Below are 23,505 nucleotides of genomic sequence, written 5' to 3'. Positions count from 1 at the left end.
TGCACAACATCTAAAACGGTGTTTTGCAATTCGAAACAACAACCAGGAAAGGAATGCATTCAGATGCCGGAAGTAGTTACCCTCGGCGAGACTATGGTTTTATTAAATGCCCTCAACACCGGGCCCCTAAAATATGTAACTCATTTTGTTCGACAAATTGGGGGAGCCGAATCCAACTTCGCCATTGGCGTAAGCAGGCTGGGCCATTCCGTAGGCTGGATTAGCCGAGTGGGGAAGGATGAGTTTGGTAAATATATTATCTCCTTTATTCGGGGTGAAGGTGTAGACACCAGCCAGGTTAAGGAAGATTCCGATGCTCCTACCGGTGTGTTTTTTAAGGAGCGGCAGGAGGGAGGGGAAAGTAAAGTCTACTATTACCGGAAGGGTTCTGCAGCCAGCCGCATGGTGCCTGCGGATTTGAACCCGGACTATATTGCCGGTGCTAAATTTTTGCATATAACCGGAATCACGCCGGCCCTGAGCGAGTCTTGTTATGAGACGATTTTAGAAGCCATCCGTTTAGCGAAGTCCCGAGGCGTAACAATCAGTTTAGACCCCAACATTCGCCTTAAACTTTGGTCCGCGGAAAGGGCTAAGGAAGTGATTATGGGACTTGTTTCTCAGGCTGATATTGTACTGCCAGGATTGGAAGAGGGCCGGCTGCTGGTAGGGGCGGAAGAACCGGAGGAAATCGCTGCCAGGATGTTAAAAACCGGGGCCAAAATCGTAGTGATTAAATGCGGTGACAAAGGGGCGTATTTAGCCACAGAGACTTATGCAGAATTTGTGCCCGGTTATCCGGTTGCCAGAGTAGTTGACCCCATTGGGGCAGGGGATGGTTTTGCAGCCGGTTTTATCAGCGGGTTGCTGAAAGGTTGGAGTGTAACTGAGGCTGTGAAACTAGCCAATGCCGTAGGAGCTCGAGCCACTCAGGTTATTGGGGATGTTGAAGGTTTACCCACTATGGAAGAGGTTGAAATATTCCTAGGACAGAGGAGGGAGATTGAGAGGTAATGAAGCAGGATTTAATTTTACCTAAATCCAGGCTGGCAGAAAGCTTGCTGGAATGTGGTGTTGTAGCAGTTGTACGGGGGGCTGAAGCTGCCAAAGTAGTAAACATTGCCCGGGCCTTACATAAAGGTGGAGTCACCTCGATCGAGGTAACAATGGATACCCCGGGGGCCATTGATATGATCAAGCAAGTCGTGTCAGAAATCGGTCACCAAGCTGTAGTTGGTGCAGGTACCGTTTTGGATGCGGAAACCGCTCGGGCAGCTATTCTGGCAGGAGCTGAGTTTATCTTTTGCCCCAGCCTTCATGAGGATGTTATTCGTACCGCTAAACGCTACGGTAAGGTGGTAATTCCGGGGGTCATGACTCCAACGGAAATCATTAATGCCTACGAGATGGGGGCAGACCTGCTGAAAGTGTTCCCGGCCGGAGTTTTAGGACCCAGATATTTTAGAGAAGTAAGAGGACCCTTCAAGCATGTACCTCTTATGCCTTCCGGCGGGGTAACCCTGGAAAATGCCGCCGAATTTATCAAAGCCGGCTGTGTGGCCTTGGGGGTTGGCGGAGCCTTATTAGATAAGGAAGCAATTAAACAAGAACGTTATGAAGCACTAACTGAAAGAGCCAGCCAATTTGTACAAATTGTAAGCCAAACTCGTAAGGGGCTTTAAACATTAACAATGAGGTGATTGATTTATGACCAAACCGAAAGTATATGTAACAGATTATGAATTTCCCAACCTGAAATTTGAAGAAGAAGTATTACTTCCTATCGGAGCTGAACTCATCGGTGTTCAGTGCAAGACAGAAGAAGATATTATAGAAAAATGCAAGGATGCGGTAGGACTGATCAACCAGTATGCTCCTATTTCACGCAAGGTAATGGAATCTCTGCCAAATCTAAAAGTAGTTGCTCGCTATGGCGTTGGGGTTAATACCATTGATTTGCCTGCTGCTACTGACCTGGGGATTTGTGCCGCCAATGTCCCGGACTACTGCATGGATGAAGTTTCAGACCATGCGATGGCCCTGATTTTAGCCTGTGCCCGTAAGGTTGTTTTAATGAATAACGAAGTTAAGAAAGGCAACTGGGATTACAAAGTATCCATCCCCATTTACCGGATTCGGGGCAAAAACCTGGGTCTGATCAGTTTCGGCAGAATTGCCCAAACCCTAGCCGGAAAAGCCCGTGCCATTGGAATGAACCTTTTGGTATTTGATCCCTATGTTCCCGAAACGGTAGCAAAACAGTATGATGCAAAGCTTGTTAGTCTAGAAGAACTACTTAGAGAATCAGACTTCATTTCCGTCCATGCCCCGTTGACTGCCGAAACCGAACACCTCATCAGTGAGAAAGAACTGCAAATGATGAAGAAATCAGCCTTTATTGTAAACACAGGCCGCGGTCCGGTTATCGACGAAAAGGCTCTGATTAAAGCTCTTCAGGAAGGTTGGATTGCGGGTGCGGGGCTTGACGTTATAGAAGTGGAGCCTCCGACTGCCGATAATCCGCTGTTAAAAATGGATAATGTAGTGATTAACCCCCATGCTGCCTGGTATTCCATTGAAGCAGAAGCAGAACTGAGAACAAAAACCGCCCGTGGAGTAGCGGAAGTCCTGCAGGGCTACTTCCCCAAATACCTAGTAAACAGAGATGTGAAGGCGAAACTCCAATTAAAAGAACTCTAAAGGAGGTTTCTTCAAATGACTGGGGTTAAATTTAAAGGCATTATCCCGCCAATGGTGACCATTTTTAATGATGATGGCTCCTTTGACTGGGAAGGCAATAAAGCCGTTATTGATTACCTGATTGAAGGCGGAGTTCACGGGATCTTTGTGCTGGGCAGTTCCGGCGAGTTTGCCCACATGAGTACCGCCGAAAGAAAGGAATTTGCTGAATTTGCAGTTGATTATGTGAAGGGCCGGGTGCCTGTGCTGGTAGGCACCGGCCACAGTAACACCCGGGAAGTGGTTGAACTTTCCCGTCATGCCCAGGATATCGGCGCTGATGGCGTTATTATTGTAACCCCTTATTACTGGGGACTATCCGGGGAGAACCTATTTAACCACTATAAAACAGTGGCCTGTGCTATAGATTTACCGATTATCCTTTATCATTTTCCCAACCTCACCGGGCAACAACTTACAGCAAGTTTAGTGGCCCAAATGGTGAAAGAGTTCCCGAATATTGTAGGCATCAAGGACACCATTGACAGCATTGCTCATATACGGGATCTGGTGCTGACTGTCAAAGAGGTAAAACCTGATTTCAGTGTCCTGGCCGGCTTTGATCACCACTTGCTAAGCACCCTGGCTATGGGGGGGGATGGTGCGATCCCCGGCACTGCTAACTTTGCTCCTGAAATCAGTGTTGGTGTTTATGAAAAATTTGTTGCCGGCGAATATGCAGAGGCAATTAAATTAAATGAAACCTTGATGCGCCTCTCCTGTATCTATGGATTAGATTTACCGGCAATAGGTGTTGTCAAAGAAGGGTTCAAATTACGGGGATTATCCGTCAACACCTATGTTCGTCAACCGGCTGGTTTTGCCTCTGAATCGGCCATAGCCGGGCTAAAAAAGTTAATGGAGTGTTTACCAGGCTAAGTGATTAACAAGGCGAGGCATCTATGAAGGGAGGATTAACGTGTTAACGGTAAACGAGAAGCTTTGTACCGGCTGCCGGATTTGTGAGCAGGTTTGCTCAATGGAACACCACCGGGAATTTAATGCCGGGTTATCCCGTATAAAAATTGCCAGTAAATGGCCGGAAGAAGAAAAAGTAATCCTCTGCAGGCAATGTAAAGCCCAGTCCTGTATTAAGGCATGTCCTCAGGGGGCGCTCACCTTTAACGGGTTTGTGGTTCTGGATAATGACCGCTGCGACAGCTGTGGCAAATGCCTGGAAGCATGTCCCTTTGGTTTCAACTTAAAGGACAAAGAGAATAAACCGTTGTTTTGTGACACCTGCCAGGGGAACTATCAATGTGTCAACTGGTGTCCCAGCAAAGCGATCCGGAAGGGGGGAGAGTAATGCAGTGGTTCGGTTATGCAGGGAAGCTGCTATACGTTAATTTATCAAATGGAAATTATGAAGTTAAGGAATTAGCTCCGGAACAGGCTAAGAAATATCTTGGCGGTAAGGGGTTGGCAGCCAGTATTCTCTATGATCGTTTACAACCTGGCCAGGATCCCCTAGGTCCTGAGAACTTGCTGGTTTTTGCCACCGGTCCTCTGACCGCTACTTTGGCACCAACATCCAGTCGAATGATCGTGGCCACCAAGAGTCCTCTGACCGGCCTGTGGTTAGATTCTAACGCCGGCGGTTTTTTGGGCAGGGAGATAAAATTCGCCGGCTATGATGCTCTGATTGTTGAGGGCAAGTCTTTGGAACCTGTCTATATTCTAATTGAAGATGACCGTGTTGAACTTCGTCCCGCCAATAACCTCTGGGGTAAAGATACCTTTGAGACACACCAGACATTAAAAGAGTTACATGGCCCTGATTACCGGGTGGCTGCCATTGGTCAGGCCGGTGAAAGAATGGATAAATTAGCTGCGATTATTTCCGAAGCTCGGGCCTTTGGCCGGGGTGGTGCCGGTGCCGTTATGGGCTCCAAAAACCTAAAGGCAATTGTAGTTCGTGGAACCCGGGGCATCAACATTGCCGATTATCAAAAATTCGTTGACTACGTCAAAGAAGCTTTTAACGAGGTGGCCATTCATCCGGATACCGGCGGTGGCAGAAACCATTACGGTACCAGTGTCATTTACTCCTTTATTAACGAAGCCGGGGTTCACCCGGTGGAGAACTTCCGAAAAGGCAAGTTCACGGGAACAGATACCATTAATGAAGAAGTTTTACGAAGCAAGTATTACAAGAAGGATAAAGCTTGCTCTTCATGTCCCATTGCCTGCAGTAAACTAGCCAAGGTTGATGAAGGAAAATACCAGGGCAAATTTACAGAGGGTCCGGAATATGAGGATGTTTGGAGCTTCGGTGCCCAGTGCGGCAACACTGACCTCGGGGCAGTAATCTATGCTGAATATCTTTGTGATGCCTATGGCCTGGATGCTACCTCCGTGGGGAACGTCGTGGGCTTCGCGATGGAATGCTTTGAACAAGGCGCACTAACCGAGGAGGAAATCGGATATCCACTCCGGTTTGGTGATACTGAAGCCATGATAAAAACAGTAGAAGCCATTTGTCAGGGGCAGGGCATTGGTAAACTGTTGGCTCAGGGTGTTCGGTATGCTTCGGAACAAATCGGAAAAGGCTCTGAAAAATGGGCTATGCATGTTAAAGGGATGGAACTGCCGGCTTATGATCCAAGGGGTGCTTTTGGCATGGGCCTGGCCTATGCCACCAGTGACCGGGGGGGCTGTCACCTGAGATCCTGGCCCATTGCCCAGGAAGTTCTGGCTGCCAACAGAATGGACCCCTTCTCTGTGGAATTTAAGGCAGAGTTTATTAAGAGTGAGCAGGATCTCATTGCGGTAATCGACTCGCTGGGTCTTTGTCTCTTTGCCACCTTTGCCCTTTCTCTGAAGCAAATTGTGGGCATGTTGTCCGCACTGACAGGGATCCAGGAATTTAACTCCGGTGAAAAGTTAATGGTAATTGGCGAGAGAATTTATAACCTCACTCGTCTGTTTAACTTGAGAGAAGGGATGGCTCCCGCCAGTGACACACTGCCTGAACGTTTGCTGACTGAACAGTTAGCAGAAGGACCGGCAGCGGGTCAAGTAGTACCGTTGGACATTATGCTGAAGGAATATTACACCATTCGTCATTGGGATGAAGCAGGCAGACCCCTGCCAGCTAAACTGGAAGAACTGGGATTATAGTCTATGACAGTCAAAATACAGGTTAAGTTCTTTGCCCAGCTGGCCATTCAGACGGGTTGTCGATCCTGTACCCTTGAAGTGCCCAATAACTTCTATCAGGCGATAGAAGTTATTGGGGCAAGGTTCAACCTTCCGGCTAAAGAAAAGTTAGGCACATACTATTCTATTTTAATTAACGGTAAGGGCTATTCCTACGGATTAGCTGATAATTATGAATTAAAAGATGAAGATACTTTAGCCTTCGTTCCCATTTTGAGTGGGGGATAAAATGTGAGAGGTGAGCAAACAAATGTTTAAACCTGAAGGTATTTATGTTGCCATGCTGACTCCCTTTAAAGACGGAAAAGTGAATGAACCGGTACTACGTCAAATTGTAGAATTTCAGATTCAAAAAGGTGTGCACGGCTTATTCCCAGTCAGCAGCTGCGGTGAATTCATTCAAATGGATTTTGCTGAGAAAGTTCGTTGCATGGAAATTGTTGTAGACCAGGCGGCCGGTCGCGTTCCGGTAACCCCGGGAGTAACTGCCCCCAATCCAGATCAATCTATCGCCCTGGCAAGAGAAGCTAAACGGCTTGGCTGCTCAGGCGTTGTTATTTGCCCACCTTATTTCCTACCTGTCAGCCAGGAAACCATTGAAAGACATTTTGAACTGCTGGCAGACAACGTTGATATTCCGGTTATTCTTTACAATATACCTGCCTTTACCACCCCCATAACCTACGATGTCGTAAAAAGGCTCAGCCGCAAGCCAAACGTTGTAGCGATGAAGGATAGCAGCGGCAGTATCGTTGATGCTGTTCACTTCATGGACAAGGTCAGGGCCATTGGCCAGCAAGATAACTTTAACTTCTTAATTGGTCGTGAAGACGGCCTGTTCCCGGCCTTAATGATGGGCGCCAAAGGCTGCATGACCGCATGCGCCGGAATTATTCCGGAAATTCTGGTAGGTATTTGGGACAGCTTTCACAATAAAGAGTACGACAAGGCCCGTGAATTGCAGTTTTCCTTCCTTAATCTGTTAAGAGCTATGAACGCGCTACCCTTCCCGGTCGGCTTCAAGCTTGCTATGGAATTACGTGGATTCGAGATGGGCGAACCAATGCAGCCCCTTTCCCATGCTGAAAAATTTAGCTTTGTCAATGTCCGCAGCAGGATTGAAAAGGTCATGGGTGCCCTGCTGGGAGATTACAAAGTGGACGTAGAAAAATTAGTGAACAAAGCAACCGCATAATCAAGAAGGTGTATAAATGATGTAGAAAGGAGCGTACCTTTGGTACGCTCTTTCGATATCGGCTGCGGGTAAGAGGTGTTAATATGGTTCTCTTTGATGTTGTCATACCGGTATTTCTAATGATTTTCCTTGGTTATACCGGTCAAAAGATATTAAAATTGGATATTAAACCGATCTCAACTTTAGCCATCTATGTTCTGACCCCCCCTGATATTCCGAGTGTTTTACGATACACCTCTGGACAGAGGCATTTTATATGTGGCTCTTTATTCGATGCTACTCCCTGTGGTTATTGTGGGATTGGTTTATCTCCTGAGTAAATGCCACCTAGTACCCAAAGAAAGTCAGCCTAGTATCATGTTATCGACAGCCTTTATCAATACTGGTAACATGGGAGCACCTGTGATGCTGTTTGCCTTTGGGGAAGCCGGGTTTAATTATGCCATGATTATTAATTTGTTCCACTCCATTGCCATGAACACTTTGGGTATTTATATTGCCACCGGTGGTTCCAGGCAGGATCTCAAAAAGACCCTCATGACACTCCTTAAATTCCCGATCAACCATGCCATGATTTTGGCCTTAATTTGGAAGGTCCTTGAGCCTCCTATGTCTGATAATATCTACAAAACATTAAGACTGGTGGGAGACACCTCAGTTATGCTGGTGGTTGTTATACTCGGGATGCAGCTTGCAGAGTGCCGGATTACAAACCTTAACTTTCTAAAGCTGACAACGGCTATTTTACTACGATTGATTGTATCACCGGCCATTGCTTTCGCCATTGTGTTATTTTTACCGGTGAGTAAATTGTGGCAGCAGGTGATGATCCTTGAAGCTGCCATGCCGACGGCGGCCTTTATCGCTATGTATGCTGTACAGTACAATCAAGAGCCGGATTTTGTTACCAGCGTTACCTTCTTCACTACCTTACTTAGTGGTGTTACCTTGATGGTGATCATACCTTTGGTCTTAAGAATGTAAGTCTGCTACTTTTTGATTGGTCATATTTTAAAAAATTAACTCATGTAAGAACGCAAGGCCGAAAAAGATTTATTCATCAACCTAATATAAAATTAATTCAGTACCATGACTGCCCCAACAAAAATTAAATAGAAGATACTGTTAAAGGCCAGGGTCAGAGGCCGTATTTCACCCCGCAACCTGAGCAGGAGGAAGACCGTACCAGCCGCCGCAATGGCCAGGATGGCGCAAATAATGCCGAGCTGGGATAATTTCCAGGGAGTTAGCAGAATGCCCAGTGCTGGAATAACGGAGCTTTGAAACACCATGGCGCCGGTGATGTTGCCTAGGGCCAGCGTGTCTTTCCCCTGCCGTACCCAGATGACACTGTTAAACTTCTCCGGCAGCTCGGTGGCAATGGGGGCGATGATCAGCGATAAAATAAAAGCCGGTACTCCCCACATGGAGGCAAGCATTTCTATTTCTATTACAAATAAGTGGGCTCCCAGAACAATGCCAATGAGCGCAATGATCACCTGGAAGAATACAACGGGGATGCCGGGGTCCGGATGGCGCCTGGCCAAATACAGCGGAGCAAGCGCCTCACACCGGCCACCTTCGCACCCCAGGGTTTTATAAACGTAATAAAGATAAGCGATGATTAAAAATAAAGCCACAAAAGGTTTATAGCCGTCGGAAAAAATACCCGCCACCACGGCTACAGTATAGACCAGCAAAAAAAAATTTAAATCGCGGCTCATCACTTGCCTGTCAATAAACATACTTTCCCGGGGTTTCCCTTTTACCTTCCAGACCATGGCGGCAAACCCTGTGATGGCCAGGGCCAGGGTGGATAACATAAAAGGAGCACCCAGAATGGCTCCAATACCTACTTCATCAGCCATATCCCCTGTTCCAAATAGAATAGCGATCACCGGGATCATTGTTTCGGGCAAGGCAGTGCCCACTGCCGCCAAAAGACTGCCCACCGCCCCTTCGGAAAGGTTTAATTTCTTGCCCAACCATTCAATGCCATTGGTAAAAACCTCTGCGCTGAGCAGAATAATAGCCAGGCTGGCAACCAGGAGAAGATAGGTCACTTATGTTCGATCCTTTCTGAAATAACACTACCCTTTAAAATCCCCCTATTGTAATCATGTCATACAAAAATTAAACCGGTTGAAAAAATAGGATTTATTCATTAGATGAGCAGGGATTTATTCTATACAAAAAGAAATAAACCGTAATTCTGAGTGCGGGAGTTGATCAAGAATGGAGAATTTGTGGGCGCCCTGGCGGTCAATTTATATTGGCAAGCCGCAAACCGGTTGTATTTTCTGTGAAAAATTAAACTCCCATGAGGATAAAGAAAACCTGGTCATTTACCGGGGAGACAAAACATTTGTCATTATGAATTTATACCCCTATAATAACGGGCACCTGCTCATCGCCCCCAAAAGACATGTGGGTGACATCACCGATTTAACAGACGAGGAGCTTCTGGAACTGAATAAGATGACCCGGTTTATGGTCCAGGCCCTGCGCAAAGCCTTTGGCAATCCCCATGGCTTTAACATCGGCATTAACCTGGGTAAGGTGGCGGGGGCCGGTATTCCGGGACACCTTCATGTACATATTGTCCCCCGCTGGGAAGGGGATGCCAACTTTATGGCCGTGATTGGGGATACCCGGGTGATTTCGGAAGGCCTGCAAAGAACATATGAAAAAATCACCGGAGCAATTAATGAACTGACCGGGGAGGGCGTGTTTTAAATAACAGTATTTCTTGCATAGATTGTCAGCTTTAAGATCAACCTATGAGCAACATTAATTTACGCGGATATTTATCTATTTTGGCCCTTGCGTTGCAAGGGTTATTTTTTAAGCCGAAAATTGTTGCTTTTTAAAGCACCAAACTATAAAATTACTGTAGTTACAGGCAGAAGGGAAAAGAATTCCATGAAACAGATATGTCTGATGGGAGGAACCTTTGACCCAATACACTATGGTCATTTGGTAGTGGCGGAAGAAGTTCGGCAAAAGTTTGGCTTACAAAAGGTTCTCTTTATCCCCGCTGCCAGGCCGCCCCATAAAATGGGTAAGAAAATCTCTGAAGCCTATCACCGGGTAAATATGACCCGCCTGGCCACTGCCAGCAACAAGTATTTCGAAGTATCCACCCTTGAGATTGAAAGACAGGGAATTTCCTATACCATCGATACAGTACGTGAAATTAAACGAATCTACGGCATTGAAACTGTTTACTTCATTACCGGAGCGGACGCTGTTCTGGAAATCATTAACTGGAAAGAGGCCGAGAAATTATTGTTCATGTGCACTTTTATTGCCGCCACCAGGCCGGGATATAACCTGAACAATATTAAAGAGACTTTAAAATCCTTACCGGGAGACATTTTAAAAAGGATATTGCCGTTGGAGGTTCCGGCATTATCCATATCCTCCAGCGATATACGCCAAAGGGTTATGGAGGGCAGAAGTATCAAATACCTGCTGCCTGAATCCGTAGAGGAATATATTTTAAAGAACGGTCTGTACCGTAAGAACACTGCAGAAAAACTTTTCTTACCTGAAATGGAAATATCTTAGTCAGCTTGCCACTGCATTTAGTCCTTATCTTCTGCAAATAATACAATCACGAAATTAGAATAAGAGAACCATTGTTGAAAGAGGTGACGCAAGTGGCAACTTTATATGTAGGTAACCTACCCTGGGCTACCAAGGCGGAGGATTTGCAGGAAGCTTTTTCCCAATATGGTGAAGTGTTTAGCAGCCGGGTGATTACTGACCGTGAGACCGGTCGTTCCCGTGGCTTTGGTTTCGTTGAAGTAAATGACGCTGATGTTGAGAAAATGGTGGCAGCGCTGAACGGTACCGAACTCGGTGGCAGGATCATCACGGTAAACGAAGCAAAAGCCCGCGAGCCGAGGGCTTAAATTAGACTGAACCTCCATCCTGTGGGATCGGAGGTTTTTTCACGATAAAACTGTATTTGGAGGAAGCCAATGGTCAACGAGGAATATCTTAAAGCAAAGATAAGTATGGTCATGCCGGAAAACCGTTTTAAGCATTCGGTGGGCGTGGCGAATACCGCAGAAAAATTGGCCCGCAGGTTTGGTGCAGACCCCCGAAAGGCCCGCATCGCAGGGCTGTTGCATGACATCGCCAGAGATTTTGCTGACGATGAAATGTTAAGGCGGGCCAGGGAAGCGAAACTGCAGGTCAGTGAATACGGCTTTGCCATGCCACTTTTGTTGCATGGGCCGGTGGCTGCGGTTATGGCCAGGGATGAGTTTGGCATTACAGACCCGGAGATCCTGAATGCCATCGCGTTACATACGGTTGGTTCGGAAGATATGAGTCAACTGGATAAAGTTTTGTTTGTGGCGGATAAGATTGAACCGAATCGGCGCCACGGGATGGTAGAGGAAATACGAAGGCAGGCGGAAAAGGATTTGGATGCTGCCCTCTTGAGCTGTTTTGACGAAAGTATCCGGTATGCTTTAAAAATCGGTTGCCTGCTGCATCCCACCAGTGTGAAGGCCCGCAACGCCATTTTGGTTGCCCGGGGATCTTATCGCAGATAAAAAAGAAAAAACTTCTTATAAGCATAAGGGAAAATAGTGGAATAGGATATAATAAAAAAGAAAACATCAAGGAGGGGTCTGTTTGACACTTAGCGCCAGGGAGATTGTAGACATCGCCCACAAAGCTGCGGATGACAAGAAAGCCACAGATATAACGGTCCTGGATATCAGTCATATCTCTATTATTTGTGATTATTTCTTAATCTGCACCGGGCGCTCCAGCACCCAGGTGCAGGCCGTTGCGGAACACATAGAGGAAAAACTGGAGGAAGCAGGAGTAAAACCTTTGCGCATTGAAGGTTTCCGGGAAGGCAGCTGGATCTTGCTGGATTATGGCGATGTGGTGATACACGTATTTCAGGAAATGGAACGGAACTTTTACAACCTGGAACGTCTGTGGGGCGATGCCCAGGTGGTTGAAATGTCGGCTAATAAGTAATTTTAACAAACTTTCGTTGACATCGTTAGTTAGTGTAGTTATAATAACCACTATATAAATAAGTTAGTAACGTTGATGGGGAGCAGTAAGCGGTGTAACCCTGCAGAGAGCCGCCGGTTGGTGTAAGGCGGTGGGCTAAATTGCTGAATCTCGCCCCGGAGTTGTTTGGAGGAAATCCTATTACTTCAAACCGGGTGTGCCCGTTACAGCTTTTAAGGGGATAAGTTGCACACTTATCAACTGGGGTGGTACCGCGGGAGTAACCTCTCGTCCCTTTTGGGATGAGAGGTTTATATATTTTTATAGGCCTCTGTTCAGAGTCGTTTACAGGCAGGGTAAACCTTGGTGCCCTATAAAACAGAATTTTCCGCAAAATAATCAGGAGGGATATTATGCAAGAATTGGACAGAATAACGGTGGGAGCACTGTTGGATCGCGTAGCGGCGGAACACCCGGATCATGAAGCGCTGGTGTATACCGACAGGGATCTTCGTTACAGTTACCGGGAGTTTAACGAGCTTTGCCGGAAAGTTGCCAAAGGGTTGATGGCCCTTGGTATTCAAAAGGGCGAACATATCGCCATCTGGGCCACCAACGTGCCGGAATGGGTGACCCTGCAATTTGCCACCGGAAAGATGGGGGCTGTACTGGTGACCGTCAATACCAACTATAAAACCTTTGAGGTGGAATACCTGCTGAAGCAGTCCGACACCACCACGCTGGTGATGATTGGCGGTACAAAAACCTCAAACTATATCAAAATGGTGAACGAGTTATGTCCCGAACTTAATGAATGCCAACCCGGGCAGTTGCAGTCCGCAAGACTGCCGTTGATGAAAAATGTGATTTTTATCGGACCAGAAACCCCGCCCGGCATGTTAAACTGGACCGATCTTCTTGCACTGGCTGACCAGGTAACTGACGAAGAACTGGCTGCCCGCCAGGCGAGCCTGGACCCGGATGATGTCATCAACATGCAATATACTTCCGGTACCACCGGCTTTCCCAAGGGCGTTATGTTAACGCACTTTAACATCATTAACAACGCCCACAGCATCGCAAATTGCATGGCCTTCACCCACAGGGACCGTCTCTGCATCCCGGTGCCCTTTTTCCACTGTTTTGGCTGTGTGTTGGGTACCATGACCTGCGTGGTTTCCGGGGCTACCATGGTGCCGTTGGAAGTTTTCCATCCGGTGAAGGTGCTGGAAACCATTGAGAAGGAGCGTTGCACGGCGGTACACGGTGTTCCCACCATGTTCATCATGGAGCTGGAAGAAATGAATAAAAGAAATTATGATACCAGCAGCCTGCGTACCGGTATTATGGCCGGTTCCCCCTGCCCCATAGAAGTCATGAAATCGGTTGTGAACCGGATGGGAGCAAAAGAAATCACCATCACCTACGGCCAGACCGAAGCATCCCCAGCCATCACCATGACCAGAACCGAGGATCCCATTGAACTGCGGGTAACCACTGTGGGACGGGTGATTCCCAATGTGGAAGCTAAAATTGTGGATCCGGAGACCGGTGAAGATTGCCCGCCGGGTGTGCAGGGAGAGATTGTGGCCAGAGGCTATAACGTCATGAAAGGATACTATAAGATGCCGGAAGCAACTGCCCAGGCCATCGACAAAGAGGGCTGGCTGCACACCGGGGATTTGGGCGTCATGGACGAAAAGGGCTATTTTAAAATTACCGGCCGTTTGAAGGATATGATTATCCGTGGCGGGGAAAATATTTACCCGCGAGAAATTGAAGAGTTCCTTTACACCCACCCCGCCATCAAAGATGTACAGGTAATTGGCGTGCCCAGCCTCAAGTATGGCGAGGAGGTCCTGGCCTACATCCAACTGAGGGAAGGCGCCAGTTTAACGAAGGAAGAAGTGCAGGCCTACTGTAAAGATAAAATTGCCAAATATAAAATTCCTTCTTATGTGCTGTTTGTTGACAGCTATCCTACCACCGCCAGTGGTAAGGTTCAAAAGTATAAACTCAGAGAACAGGCCATTGCCACCCTGGGGTTGGAAAGTCTGACGAAAATCGAAACAGCTTAGAATTGTTGAAAAATGGCACCATTCGTGGTAAAATTTGCGAGGAATGTGAGTTTGGCTTTCCGCCAAAATAGTACGACTAGGGGGCAAGTATTTTGCAGGAGCAATACGATTTTAAACAAATAGAGAATAAATGGCAGCAGTATTGGGAGAAACAAGATCTTTATCAAGTGCCGGATCACTCCGACCGCCCGAAATACTATTGCTTGGAAATGTTTCCTTATCCCTCGGGGAAATTACACATGGGCCATGTTCGAAACTATTCCATAGGTGATGTAATCGCCAGGTTTAAAACCATGCAGGGCTACGATGTCCTGCACCCCATGGGTTGGGATGCCTTCGGTTTGCCCGCTGAAAACGCCGCCATCAAGCATGGCATTCCCCCTGCCACCTGGACCTGGGATAACATTGCTCATATGAGAAGCCAGCTCAAACAACTGGGCTTGAGTTACGACTGGCGGCGGGAAGTGGCCACCTGCCACCCCGAATATTACAGGTGGGGGCAGTGGTTGTTCCTCCAGCTTTACAAAAAAGGACTGTGTTACAAAAAGCATGCCCGGGTCAACTGGTGCCCCGACTGTGCCACCGTGCTTGCCAACGAGCAGGTTGTGGAGGGCACCTGTGAAAGATGCAGCGCCACGGTGGAACAAAAGGAACTGGACCAGTGGTTTTTCCGTATCACCGATTATTCCCAGCGATTGCTGGATGATCTGAAAAAATTGGCAGGCTGGCCTGATAAGGTTAAGATCATGCAGGAAAACTGGATCGGGCGCAGCGAAGGGGCCGAGCTGACCTTTAAGACAGAAACCACCGGAGATGAAATTACTGTTTTCACCACCCGACCCGATACCGTTTATGGTGTTACCTATATGGTTCTGGCTCCGGAACACCCTTTGGTGGCAAAACTTTCTGCCGGCACTCCCCAGGCAGCCGAAGTGTCGGAGTTTGTCAACCGGGTCAGTAATCTCACCGAATTAGCCCGTACCAGCTCTGAAAAGGAAGGGGTCTTTATCGGGGCCTACTGCATCAACCCCTTTAACGGGGAGCGGGTTCCCATCTTGACCGCCAACTACGTTCTGTATCATTATGGCACCGGCGCCGTCATGGGTGTGCCGGCTCACGATGAAAGGGACTTTGAGTTTGCCAAAAAATACAACCTGCCCATTAAGGTGGTTATTTATCCCTCCAAGGAACAGGCCTTAAAGGCGGAAGACATGACCGAAGCCTATACCGAAGATGGCATCATAGTCAATTCCGGACCCTTTGACGGAACTCCCAACCGGCAGGGGATCCGCAAGGTGATTCAATATGCCGAGGAAAAGGGTATTGGCAAAGGTGTCATTAATTACAGATTGAGGGATTGGTTGATTTCCCGTCAACGCTATTGGGGCGCCCCCATTCCCATTATTTACTGTGAGAAATGTGGAACAGTGCCTGTCCCGGAAGACCAACTGCCGGTGCTGTTGCCCACCGATGTGGCCTTCAAGCCCACCGGTGAATCACCCCTTAAGAGCAGGCCTGATTTTGTCAATACCACCTGTCCCCGGTGCGGCGGCCCTGCTCAGCGGGAAACCGACACGATGGATACCTTTGTGGATTCCTCCTGGTATTACCTTCGCTACACCAGCCCCGGGGATCCTGCGCAGGCCTGGAATAAAGAAAAAGCCGCCCGCTGGATGCCGGTGGACCAGTATATCGGTGGTGTCGAACACGCCATTCTTCACCTGCTTTATTCCCGGTTCTTTACCAAGGTCTTTTATGATCTGGGCCTGGTGGGTGTGGAGGAACCCTTTGAAAACCTGTTAACCCAGGGGATGGTTTTAAAAGACGGGGCCAAGATGTCCAAATCCAAGGGAAATGTGGTCAGCCCGGAAGAAATCATTGACCGCTACGGCGCGGATACCGCCAGATTGTTTATCCTGTTTGCCGCTCCCCCGGAGCGGGATCTGGAATGGAGCGACCGGGGTGTTGAAGGTTGCCACCGCTTCCTCAACCGGGTATGGCGTCTGGTTTACTCCGTTAAAGACCAGGTTGCCGCCGCCCCAACCATTGCCCCGGGCGTTTCCTTTGTGGGCGTTCACAAGGAAATGCGCCGGTTAACCCATTATGCCATTAAAAAAGTGACCGAGGATGTCAGCGGCCGCTTTAATTTCAACACCGCCATCAGCGCCATCATGGAGCTGGTGAACGGGATTTACACCTACCGCGACAAGGTTGCGGAAGTGGAACGTGACCCCTCTGTATTAGCCGAAGCCGTTAATACCGCCATTATCCTGCTGGCGCCCTTTGCGCCTCACATCGCCGAGGAATTGTGGCAGGCCACCGGCCACCGGGACAGTGTACACCGGCAGCCCTGGCCGGTATACGATCCTGACGCTCTGGTGGAAGATGAGGTGGAGATTGTTGTGCAAATAAACGGCAAGGTGCGGGAGCGTTTGCACATACCGGCCAACATGAAACCGGCGGAAATGCAGCAGTATGTGATGGGATTGGCGCCGGTACAGGAGTTAATCGCCGGCAAACAGGTCATCAAGGTCATCCCTGTGCCGGGTAAGCTGTTAAACATTGTGGTAAAATAACAATGCATGAACAAAAGACACCCTGACCGGTGTCTTTTGTTTTGGTTTTAAATACAATGTATGTACTTCCATCTGCCGCCCTATACTAAAATGTGTATGCCCACGGAGGTGAAATGGTGTGCAAGAACTGTTTCCGCATGTCTGGCGTACAGTGGTAATCTACCTGGCAGTTCTGGTGATTGTCAGGCTGACGGGAAAGCGGGAGATCGGACAGCTTTCTTCCTTCGACTTTGTGGTGGCCATCATCCTGGCCGAGCTGGCAGCCATTCCCATGGAGTCCACCGATATTCCCATTTGGCATGGCATTATTCCCATTGCCACCCTGGGGCTGCTGGAAGTTGGATTTTCCTATTTAACCCTGATTAATCGCCCGTTACGTAAATTATTATACGGATCACCCCAGGTTATTATTGAGAACGGGCGGCTGTTAAAACATGAGATGCGGGCCTCCCGGTATAACCTGGACGACCTGTTAAGCCAGCTGAGGGAAAAGGGTTATCATAATATTGAAGATGTGGAGTATGCCATTTTGGAAACCTCCGGCAGGTTAAGTGTGATTCCCCGTTCCCAGAAGAGACCGGTTACGCCGGAGGATTTGGGGATCTCTACCGGGTATGAGGGGCTGCCCACTGTTCTGGTCATGGACGGAGATGTGTTGAAAGAGAATCTCAGTAAGGTGAATCTCAGTGAGGAATGGCTGAAAGAAAAACTTGCCGAAAAGGGCCTTCATCCGAACAAGGTTTTACTGGCCACGTTAAATACCAAGGGACAGCTAATAGTGGGTTGCCAGAATGATGACAGAGCCCGGTAAATCATAAATCGGCGGGTCTAACCTCAACGGAGGTTGGGCCCTTTTTGCTTTAATACCCATCGTTCATAGCCAGGGGCAAGGCAGGAACATAGCCTGCAAATAAAATCTAATATTGGTTCTTATTAGCAGGAAAAAGTGTTTATGAATAGAAGTAACTATAGAACCTTGGCAAGAGGTTTTTTGGGAGGAAAACACCCATGTTGAATTTGGGCCGTAAGGAACAAGGCCTTATTCTCATCATTGCAGCCATTATCCTTTTTGCTGCCGGTTACCAGTTTGCCCACCGGGAAAAGAAAGAGGTTGAGCTGGTGGGGTCCGCCGGCGCCGAAGCCGTCCACGGGGAAACCGGGCCGGTAGTGCATGTGGATGGTGCGGTGGAAAAACCGGGCCTTTATAAACTGCCCCCCGGCAGCAGGGTAAACGATGCCATTGAACAGGCAGTTGCCTTGCCGGACGCCGATTTAAGCGCGTTAAACCTGGCTGAACCGTTAAAGGACGGGCGCAAGCTGGTAGTTCCCAGAAAAATGGAACAGCAGGCGCCGGGACAGGGCGCTGTTTCACAGATCACCCTAGGCCAAACTCCCGCCGGCCCGGCGGCGCATCATCCACAACCCGGGTCACCGGCCAGGTCCGACGGCCTGGTAAATATTAATACCGCCGGCGCCGCAGAGCTGGACACATTGCCCGGTATCGGTCCGGCCCTGGCGGAAAAAATCATTCAATACCGGCAGGCCAACGGACCCTTTCAGACCATCGAGGATCTCAAAAATGTTTCCGGTATCGGTGACAAAAAATTTGCCGAACTGCAGCACAGGATCACCGTTCAGTAATGTGGATACCGTCAGCTTGAGGATGTGAGTACGTGGAAGCAAGTATGCTGGCCCGGTTAATCCTTCTGCAGACGATGGAAACCGGCCTGAACAGTTTTCAAGAGAACAGGGGGAACTCCCCGGAGTTTTCCCTGTTGCTGGCCAGATTGATGGCCGCCGAAGCAGGTTCTGTCAATACAGATGTAAACCTTAAACCCGCCGTTTGTTTGGCAGAGGTCCCTTTCCTGCCTAAAAGGCAGACCCAGGCCTCAGCCCGGGCAGCAGCGGCGTCTTTTTTGGCTGCCCGGGGGTCCAAAGAATATGAAGCCATGGTAGAAAGGGCCGCCCTGCGTCACGGGGTGGACCCTGCCCTCTGTAAAGCGGTGGCCAGGGTGGAGTCCGGTTTTAACCCCGGCGCCACTTCCAAGGCCGGCGCCATGGGTTTGATGCAGTTAATGCCGGGCACCGCCAGGAGCCTGGGGGTAGAAAACCCCTACGACCCGGAGCAAAACGCCGACGCGGGGGTGCGCTACTTGAAGTCGATGCTGGATAAATACAACGGAGATGTAAAACTGGCCCTGGCCGCTTATAATGCAGGACCCGGGTCGGTGGACCGCCACCAGGGCGTGCCGCCCTATGGGGAAACCCTTCAATATATTGAAAGGGTGACCGGCTTCTGGCGTCATTATGCAGGTGGATAATATGCAGCGACCGCTGGTTTTTCTGGTATTGGCCCTGATTTTGGGGATTGTCGGGGCAACTTTCAGCAAAATAGATGTTGCCGCTGCCATGACGGCAGCGGTTTTTACCCTTATCATAGCAGGTATAGGGTTCATCAGGGCCTGGCGTATGAATGCCTGGGTCCTTTTTTGTCTTTGCTTCACCCTGGGAATGGTCTTAACCTCTATCAAAATGGCTGCGGTGGCATCACTGCCGGTTACCTGGCAGGGTAAGAGCGTGCGGGTGACAGGCCAAGTCATCGACCGGCCGGATGTCCGCCCGGAGGCAGTTTTTTATAAACTGGCAGTAAGTAATGATCAGGCCGGTCCTGTTAAGGGAGTCCTCCGGGTAAAGGTAAGGGGTCAGGAGAAGGTTTTTCAATACGGCGACCGATTGGAACTGGCGGGATTCATCAGCATCCCGGAACCGCCGGGGAACCCCGGCGCCTTTGACTACCGGGCCTGGTTAAACAGGCAGGGCATTGCCGCCATCCTTACGGTGCATGACGCCGGGGAGATCAAGCTCCTGGACAGAGGGGGAAACCCGCTGCTGCGGATGGCCTATGGGATACGGGATGCCCTGGAAAAAATCTTTGATCAAACCATGAGCAAGACCAACGCGTCTATATTAAAGGGTATTCTGTTCGGCACCCGTGGGGAGATCCCCCGGGAGGTACAGCTAGCCTTCAACGAAACCGGCCTGGTTCATGTGACGCAAGTGGTGGAGTAGTAATTTGTTCCTCACTTGCCGGCAGATAACACTCAATATCTAGTACTACATTTCCATCTGGCGATGTTTCTACCCAGATGCACTTAACTGTTTTTATGAGCAGTTCCCTTTTTTCTTCAAAGCTAAGGCTGTGAACCGCCTCCCAATTGTTCCGGTGTTTCTCAACGATTTCAAAGACATTCTTTGACTTTTCTTCCTCGATAATGAGCGACAGCTTGATTTCATTAATTTGCTGTTCTACAGTCTTTTGCCGACTCTTGATATCCTCTATTGACTTTTGCAGGTCAGATAATTCAATCACACCGGAGCGGTAGGCCTCCAGTATACGTTCTCTTTCATTAGCGAGCCTATACATAGTTTTATCTAATTCTTTTAGTTTTTTCTCGGTATCTGCCTTTTTGTTACGGACATTCTCCTGCTGTGCTGATAGTGCCTCATTTAGCTTTGCGGGGTTGGAGAGTATTTCAGAAAGGTAGTTTAAGACTTTTGTTTCTATATTTTCACCCTTAACCCACTTGGCCGGGCATGATTCATCCATGCCGCGCCGCCTGGCTAGACTGCTTGTGATACAACGGTAATAGTATGTTTCCTTGTAAGGATCTCCGACCCTTTTTCCATTTTTATAATGCCTATGCATTTGTGTGGTGCCGCCCATATATTTGCCGCACTTCTTACAACGCAGGAGACCCCTTAAAAGATAGTCCCGTGGTGTGACCCTATGGATCATGTTTTTACGCTCTTTAAGCAGCTTCTGGGCCGTTTCGAAGGTATCTATATCTATTATAGGTGGGACAGAAACCGATATATCTTTGTAGCGCCACTCGCCGATGTAGGCTGTATTTGTAAGGATGGAATATACTCGTTCGCCACCCCAACGGCCGCCGCGTTTTGTTTTGTATCCTTTTTGAGCTAAGTATTTTGCAACTGTAATGGTACTTTGATCCGGTTTTATGTATTCCAGAAATATTTCCTTCACTACTTGAGCTTCATCATTATTGACAACAAGATATCCTTTTTCGGACTTACTTTTTCTACCTGATTCGAAAGGCATAATGTAGTCATAACCATAAGGCGGACTGCTTAAAACAACATATCCTTCCTCGGCCCGACGTATTTTACCCATCATGCTTCGCTCAATAAAAGTATCGCGTTCAAGCTGGGCAATGCTGCCTAAAAGGGATAGCATAAATTTTCCAATGGGGTTAGTGGTGTCGAAAGGTTCTGTAACAGAGCGAAAGGAGACTCCCAGTTTGTCTAAGTAGTCCACAACAAAAAGAAGGTCCTTAACGCTTCGGAAGAACCGGTCAATGCGGTAGACTAGAATAACCTGAAATTTCCCAGTCTTGGCGTCATCAATTAATCTACCCAGGGCAGGACGATCCGAAGTGGTGCCGGAAAAACCGGCATCCACGTACTCATCATAAATTTCATAACTCATAGCCCGGCAGTAACTTCGGAGCAACTCCAACTGGGCGGGAATACTGAAGTTATCGGCTTGTTCCTCGGTGGAGACCCGGACGTAGATAGCAACTATTACTTTTTGTTGGTCGGCTTGGTTAAACAAAATGTCACCTCATTCTCTGGCTGAAAAAAATATTTTTTGTGAAAAATTTTACCATAGCCTATTGACCAGAACAAGTGTTTGTCAATATAATCGTATTAAATACAAACACTTGTTCTGGAGGCGGGGTTAATGTCTAAAAAAGAAAAAATTAATACCGAATTAGAAAAGAGTAAAGTATTGGAACTGTGTTTGGATGAAATTGAAAAGAAATTTGGTAAAGGGTCAATTATGAAACTCGGGGACGCTAAACATATTGTGGTTGAAGTAGTGCCAACGGGTATACCTACACTAGATTTAGCTACCGGGGTAGGTGGTTTCCCGCGTGGACGTATCATTGAAATCTTTGGCCCAGAATCATCCGGTAAAACTACTGTAGCCTTACATACAATCGCTGAGGCTCAGAAACAGGGAGGAGCGGCTGCTTTTATTGATGCCGAACATGCCATAGATCCCTCTTATGCAAAGAAATTAGGGGTTAATTTGGAAGAGTTGTTAGTTTCACAACCAGACTATGGAGAGCAGGCCCTAGAGATATGCGAATATCTGGTGAAGAGTGGGGCTATTGATGTAGTTGTTGTGGATTCCGTTGCCGCCCTGGTTCCTCACGATGAGATAAAAGGGGAAATGGGAGCTATTAATGTCGGTCTGCAGGCTCGGCTGATGTCACAAGCCATGCGTAAATTAACCGCCATAGTAGCCAAGAGCAGAGCAATTGTTATTTTTATCAATCAACTTAGGGAAAAAATAGGTAATAATGGCTACGGCAGTCCTGAAGTTACCACCGGTGGCAGGGCGCTAAAATTTTATTCCTCGATGCGTTTAGATGTAAGGAAAAAAGAAGATATAAAACAGGGAGAACAACGGATTGGGTATCGATCAAAGATAAAGGTGGTAAAAAATAAGGTAGCTCCGCCGTTTAAAGAAGCTGATTGTGAGTGTTATTATAACGAAGGGTTCTCAAGAGAAGCAGCCCTTTTAGATCTAGCAGAAGCCCATAAGATAATCACGAAATCTGGTTCATGGTATAGTTACGGAGAAGAGAGGCTTGGCCAGGGGCGTGAGAATGTGAGAATTTACTTAAAGGACAACAAAAAGCTTGCTCTTGATATTGAAGATAAGATTAAAGTGATTTCAAATAATGTCAATATAACAGCAGAAAAGAAAGTAGTTGATGAATAATAAATACTTTTAGATGGCCAGCGTAGGAATGGCCATCTTTTATTTTAGTCTAATGAATTTACTAATGTTTTTTTTGCCTTTTGACAATGTTACTACTTTTTCGTTTTTGGTTTAGGTACACCACTTCCAATTCCCTCATGCAATTCCATTAAGAAGGTGGCTAAAGTAGCGCCGGCACCAACAACTAGCCTAGCATGGTGTGCTTCAATTCCTGTATCTAATTTAGTTTTTCCATGTCCTGTACCGTATAGATTTCTTAGTTCGTCAATACAAATAACTATTTGTCCAAGGTTACTCAATAACCGTTTGATCGTATCAGTACCTTTTTTAAAGCTATCTGCACTATCAGGCAATAATCCTAATACTTTTTGTACTGACCGCAACAATTGCGGAATATCCTTATTACGTATATCTTCTCCGGCATCTTCAAGAATTGTTTTTAAAACTGTCTCTATTAATTCTTTAGTGGAACCAATTGCTAATTCTGGGTCAGAATTAATTGAATTTCTAATTCTTTCAAGATGCTTAACAATATAAGAACTATCAATAATTACTGATTCAAGGCTTCGAATTAAAGAATGCAAATCACGATATAACTTTGAATAATGATCAGGATTTTTCTTTTTAAGGTATTCTGTTGGGGCTGAGTTAAAAAGCCCAGAAGCTGACGGTATTGCCTATCCAGAAATAGATGGATATAATGACCATAACTTAAAGAAAGGAAAAGGACATCTCTGTAGTGCGTGGTACTGCGCCAACAGTATCACTAGAGATGTCCACCCAACAAGTATGATCATTGTATCAGATTTTTCGCTGGTTGAGAATCCTGTAAATGGCGTTTTCTGTTAGGAGTGCGGAAATAGTCCCTTGCCCTTGTTGTGGCAGAGAGTTAAGGGTAATCGGAAGCCGTCTACGCAAATCGATCAAACCATCCGGTGATATTATCGTGTTGAACATTCG

General features: G+C 47.5%; 25 protein-coding genes and 1 other annotated feature. Of the genes, 22 read left to right on the top strand and 3 right to left on the bottom strand.

From position 1 onward, the window contains the following. Window positions 1–63 precede the first annotated feature (63 nt). From BUB67_RS13530 to BUB67_RS13490, 10 genes are all read left to right on the top strand, one after another. A complete protein-coding gene (locus BUB67_RS13530; protein WP_073239944.1) occupies window positions 64–1,014 on the top strand; it encodes a sugar kinase in 951 nt (316 codons plus the stop codon). Then, complete coding sequence (locus BUB67_RS13525; RefSeq protein WP_084127752.1) at window positions 1,014–1,682, top strand: bifunctional 4-hydroxy-2-oxoglutarate aldolase/2-dehydro-3-deoxy-phosphogluconate aldolase; 669 nt, start codon at window positions 1,014–1,016, stop codon at window positions 1,680–1,682. Before BUB67_RS13530 ends, BUB67_RS13525 begins: the two co-directional genes overlap by 1 nt. Before the next feature lie 25 nt (window positions 1,683–1,707). Next, entirely contained in the window at window positions 1,708–2,700 is a 993-nt protein-coding gene (locus BUB67_RS13520) for a C-terminal binding protein (RefSeq protein ID WP_073239943.1), read from the top strand. Between the two features lie 15 nt (window positions 2,701–2,715). Beyond that, entirely contained in the window at window positions 2,716–3,618 is a 903-nt protein-coding gene (locus tag BUB67_RS13515) for a dihydrodipicolinate synthase family protein (RefSeq protein ID WP_073239942.1), read from the top strand. A gap of 40 nt (window positions 3,619–3,658) precedes the next feature. Then, entirely contained in the window at window positions 3,659–4,045 is a 387-nt protein-coding gene (locus tag BUB67_RS13510; RefSeq protein WP_073239941.1) for a 4Fe-4S dicluster domain-containing protein, read from the top strand. Continuing rightward, a complete protein-coding gene (locus BUB67_RS13505; protein WP_073239940.1) occupies window positions 4,045–5,859 on the top strand; it encodes an aldehyde ferredoxin oxidoreductase family protein in 1,815 nt (604 codons plus the stop codon). The genes BUB67_RS13510 and BUB67_RS13505 overlap by 1 nt, the downstream gene beginning before the upstream one ends. A 3-nt stretch (window positions 5,860–5,862) precedes the next feature. After that, window positions 5,863–6,126 (top strand): MoaD/ThiS family protein, encoded by a 264-nt coding sequence (locus tag BUB67_RS13500; protein WP_073239939.1) that lies wholly within the window; start codon window positions 5,863–5,865, stop codon window positions 6,124–6,126. A 22-nt stretch (window positions 6,127–6,148) separates the two neighbouring features. Beyond that, window positions 6,149–7,093, top strand: a complete 945-nt coding sequence (locus BUB67_RS13495) for a dihydrodipicolinate synthase family protein (protein ID WP_073239938.1) — start codon at window positions 6,149–6,151, stop codon at window positions 7,091–7,093. An 83-nt stretch (window positions 7,094–7,176) separates the two neighbouring features. After that, window positions 7,177–7,413 (top strand): hypothetical protein, encoded by a 237-nt coding sequence (locus BUB67_RS16475; protein WP_159431846.1) that lies wholly within the window; start codon window positions 7,177–7,179, stop codon window positions 7,411–7,413. After that, window positions 7,367–8,077 carry an AEC family transporter gene (locus BUB67_RS13490; RefSeq protein ID WP_143157086.1) on the top strand — a complete coding sequence of 237 codons (711 nt, stop codon included), beginning with the start codon at window positions 7,367–7,369 and terminating at the stop codon, window positions 8,075–8,077. Before BUB67_RS16475 ends, BUB67_RS13490 begins: the two co-directional genes overlap by 47 nt. Before the next feature lie 92 nt (window positions 8,078–8,169). Here the strand turns inward: BUB67_RS13490 and BUB67_RS13485 are convergent, their stop codons facing one another. Then, entirely contained in the window at window positions 8,170–9,156 is a 987-nt protein-coding gene (locus BUB67_RS13485) for a sodium:calcium antiporter (protein WP_073239937.1), read from the bottom strand. A gap of 172 nt (window positions 9,157–9,328) precedes the next feature. On the opposite strand from BUB67_RS13485, the gene BUB67_RS13480 reads away from it, so the two are divergent. The 11 genes from BUB67_RS13480 (at window position 9,329) to BUB67_RS13430 (ending at window position 19,802) form a co-directional block, all read left to right on the top strand. Beyond that, a complete protein-coding gene (locus BUB67_RS13480) occupies window positions 9,329–9,829 on the top strand; it encodes an HIT family protein (protein WP_073239936.1) in 501 nt (166 codons plus the stop codon). Between the two features lie 186 nt (window positions 9,830–10,015). After that, on the top strand, window positions 10,016–10,663 hold the full coding sequence (gene nadD, locus BUB67_RS13475) for a nicotinate-nucleotide adenylyltransferase (RefSeq protein WP_073239935.1): 648 nt from the start codon (window positions 10,016–10,018) through the stop codon (window positions 10,661–10,663). A 92-nt stretch (window positions 10,664–10,755) separates the two neighbouring features. Continuing rightward, window positions 10,756–11,010, top strand: coding sequence for an RNA recognition motif domain-containing protein (locus BUB67_RS13470; protein ID WP_073239954.1), 255 nt, complete (start codon window positions 10,756–10,758; stop codon window positions 11,008–11,010). A 69-nt stretch (window positions 11,011–11,079) separates the two neighbouring features. Further along, window positions 11,080–11,661 (top strand): bis(5'-nucleosyl)-tetraphosphatase (symmetrical) YqeK, encoded by a 582-nt coding sequence (yqeK, locus tag BUB67_RS13465; RefSeq protein WP_073239934.1) that lies wholly within the window; start codon window positions 11,080–11,082, stop codon window positions 11,659–11,661. Between the two features lie 82 nt (window positions 11,662–11,743). Then, a complete protein-coding gene (gene rsfS, locus BUB67_RS13460; RefSeq protein WP_073239933.1) occupies window positions 11,744–12,100 on the top strand; it encodes a ribosome silencing factor in 357 nt (118 codons plus the stop codon). Window positions 12,101–12,163: 63 nt separating this feature from the next. Then, window positions 12,164–12,378, top strand: a binding site (T-box leader). Window positions 12,379–12,492: 114 nt separating this feature from the next. Continuing rightward, window positions 12,493–14,157: an AMP-binding protein gene (locus BUB67_RS13455; RefSeq protein WP_073239932.1), complete on the top strand. Its 1,665-nt coding sequence runs from the start codon at window positions 12,493–12,495 to the stop codon at window positions 14,155–14,157. Window positions 14,158–14,249: 92 nt separating this feature from the next. Next, window positions 14,250–16,733 (top strand): leucine--tRNA ligase, encoded by a 2,484-nt coding sequence (leuS, locus tag BUB67_RS13450; protein ID WP_073239931.1) that lies wholly within the window; start codon window positions 14,250–14,252, stop codon window positions 16,731–16,733. 118 nt (window positions 16,734–16,851) lie between these two features. Next, a complete protein-coding gene (locus tag BUB67_RS13445) occupies window positions 16,852–17,544 on the top strand; it encodes a DUF421 domain-containing protein (protein WP_073239930.1) in 693 nt (230 codons plus the stop codon). A 197-nt stretch (window positions 17,545–17,741) separates the two neighbouring features. Then, window positions 17,742–18,374, top strand: a complete 633-nt coding sequence (locus tag BUB67_RS13440) for a ComEA family DNA-binding protein (RefSeq protein ID WP_073239929.1) — start codon at window positions 17,742–17,744, stop codon at window positions 18,372–18,374. 32 nt (window positions 18,375–18,406) lie between these two features. Then, complete coding sequence (locus BUB67_RS13435) at window positions 18,407–19,054, top strand: lytic transglycosylase domain-containing protein (RefSeq protein WP_200798176.1); 648 nt, start codon at window positions 18,407–18,409, stop codon at window positions 19,052–19,054. Between the two features lies 1 nt (window position 19,055). After that, window positions 19,056–19,802: a ComEC/Rec2 family competence protein gene (locus BUB67_RS13430; RefSeq protein ID WP_073239928.1), complete on the top strand. Its 747-nt coding sequence runs from the start codon at window positions 19,056–19,058 to the stop codon at window positions 19,800–19,802. On the opposite strand, the gene BUB67_RS13425 is transcribed toward BUB67_RS13430, so the two are convergent. Continuing rightward, window positions 19,759–21,366, bottom strand: coding sequence for a recombinase family protein (locus tag BUB67_RS13425; protein WP_073239927.1), 1,608 nt, complete (start codon window positions 21,364–21,366; stop codon window positions 19,759–19,761). The two genes, BUB67_RS13430 and BUB67_RS13425, sit on opposite strands and share 44 nt — an antisense overlap. Before the next feature lie 129 nt (window positions 21,367–21,495). Between BUB67_RS13425 and recA the strand changes: the two genes are divergently transcribed. Further along, window positions 21,496–22,545, top strand: coding sequence for a recombinase RecA (gene recA / locus BUB67_RS13420; protein ID WP_073239926.1), 1,050 nt, complete (start codon window positions 21,496–21,498; stop codon window positions 22,543–22,545). Window positions 22,546–22,637: 92 nt separating this feature from the next. Here recA and BUB67_RS16045 read toward each other — a convergent pair whose 3' ends face one another. Further along, window positions 22,638–23,129 (bottom strand): abortive infection family protein, encoded by a 492-nt coding sequence (locus BUB67_RS16045; protein ID WP_159431844.1) that lies wholly within the window; start codon window positions 23,127–23,129, stop codon window positions 22,638–22,640. Window positions 23,130–23,505: the final 376 nt, after the last annotated feature.

The organism is Desulforamulus putei DSM 12395, from assembly GCF_900129195.1.
GTDB classification, from domain to species: Bacteria; Bacillota; Desulfotomaculia; order Desulfotomaculales; family Desulfotomaculaceae; genus Desulfotomaculum; species Desulfotomaculum putei.
This window is presented reverse-complemented; position numbering and strand designations above follow the sequence as displayed.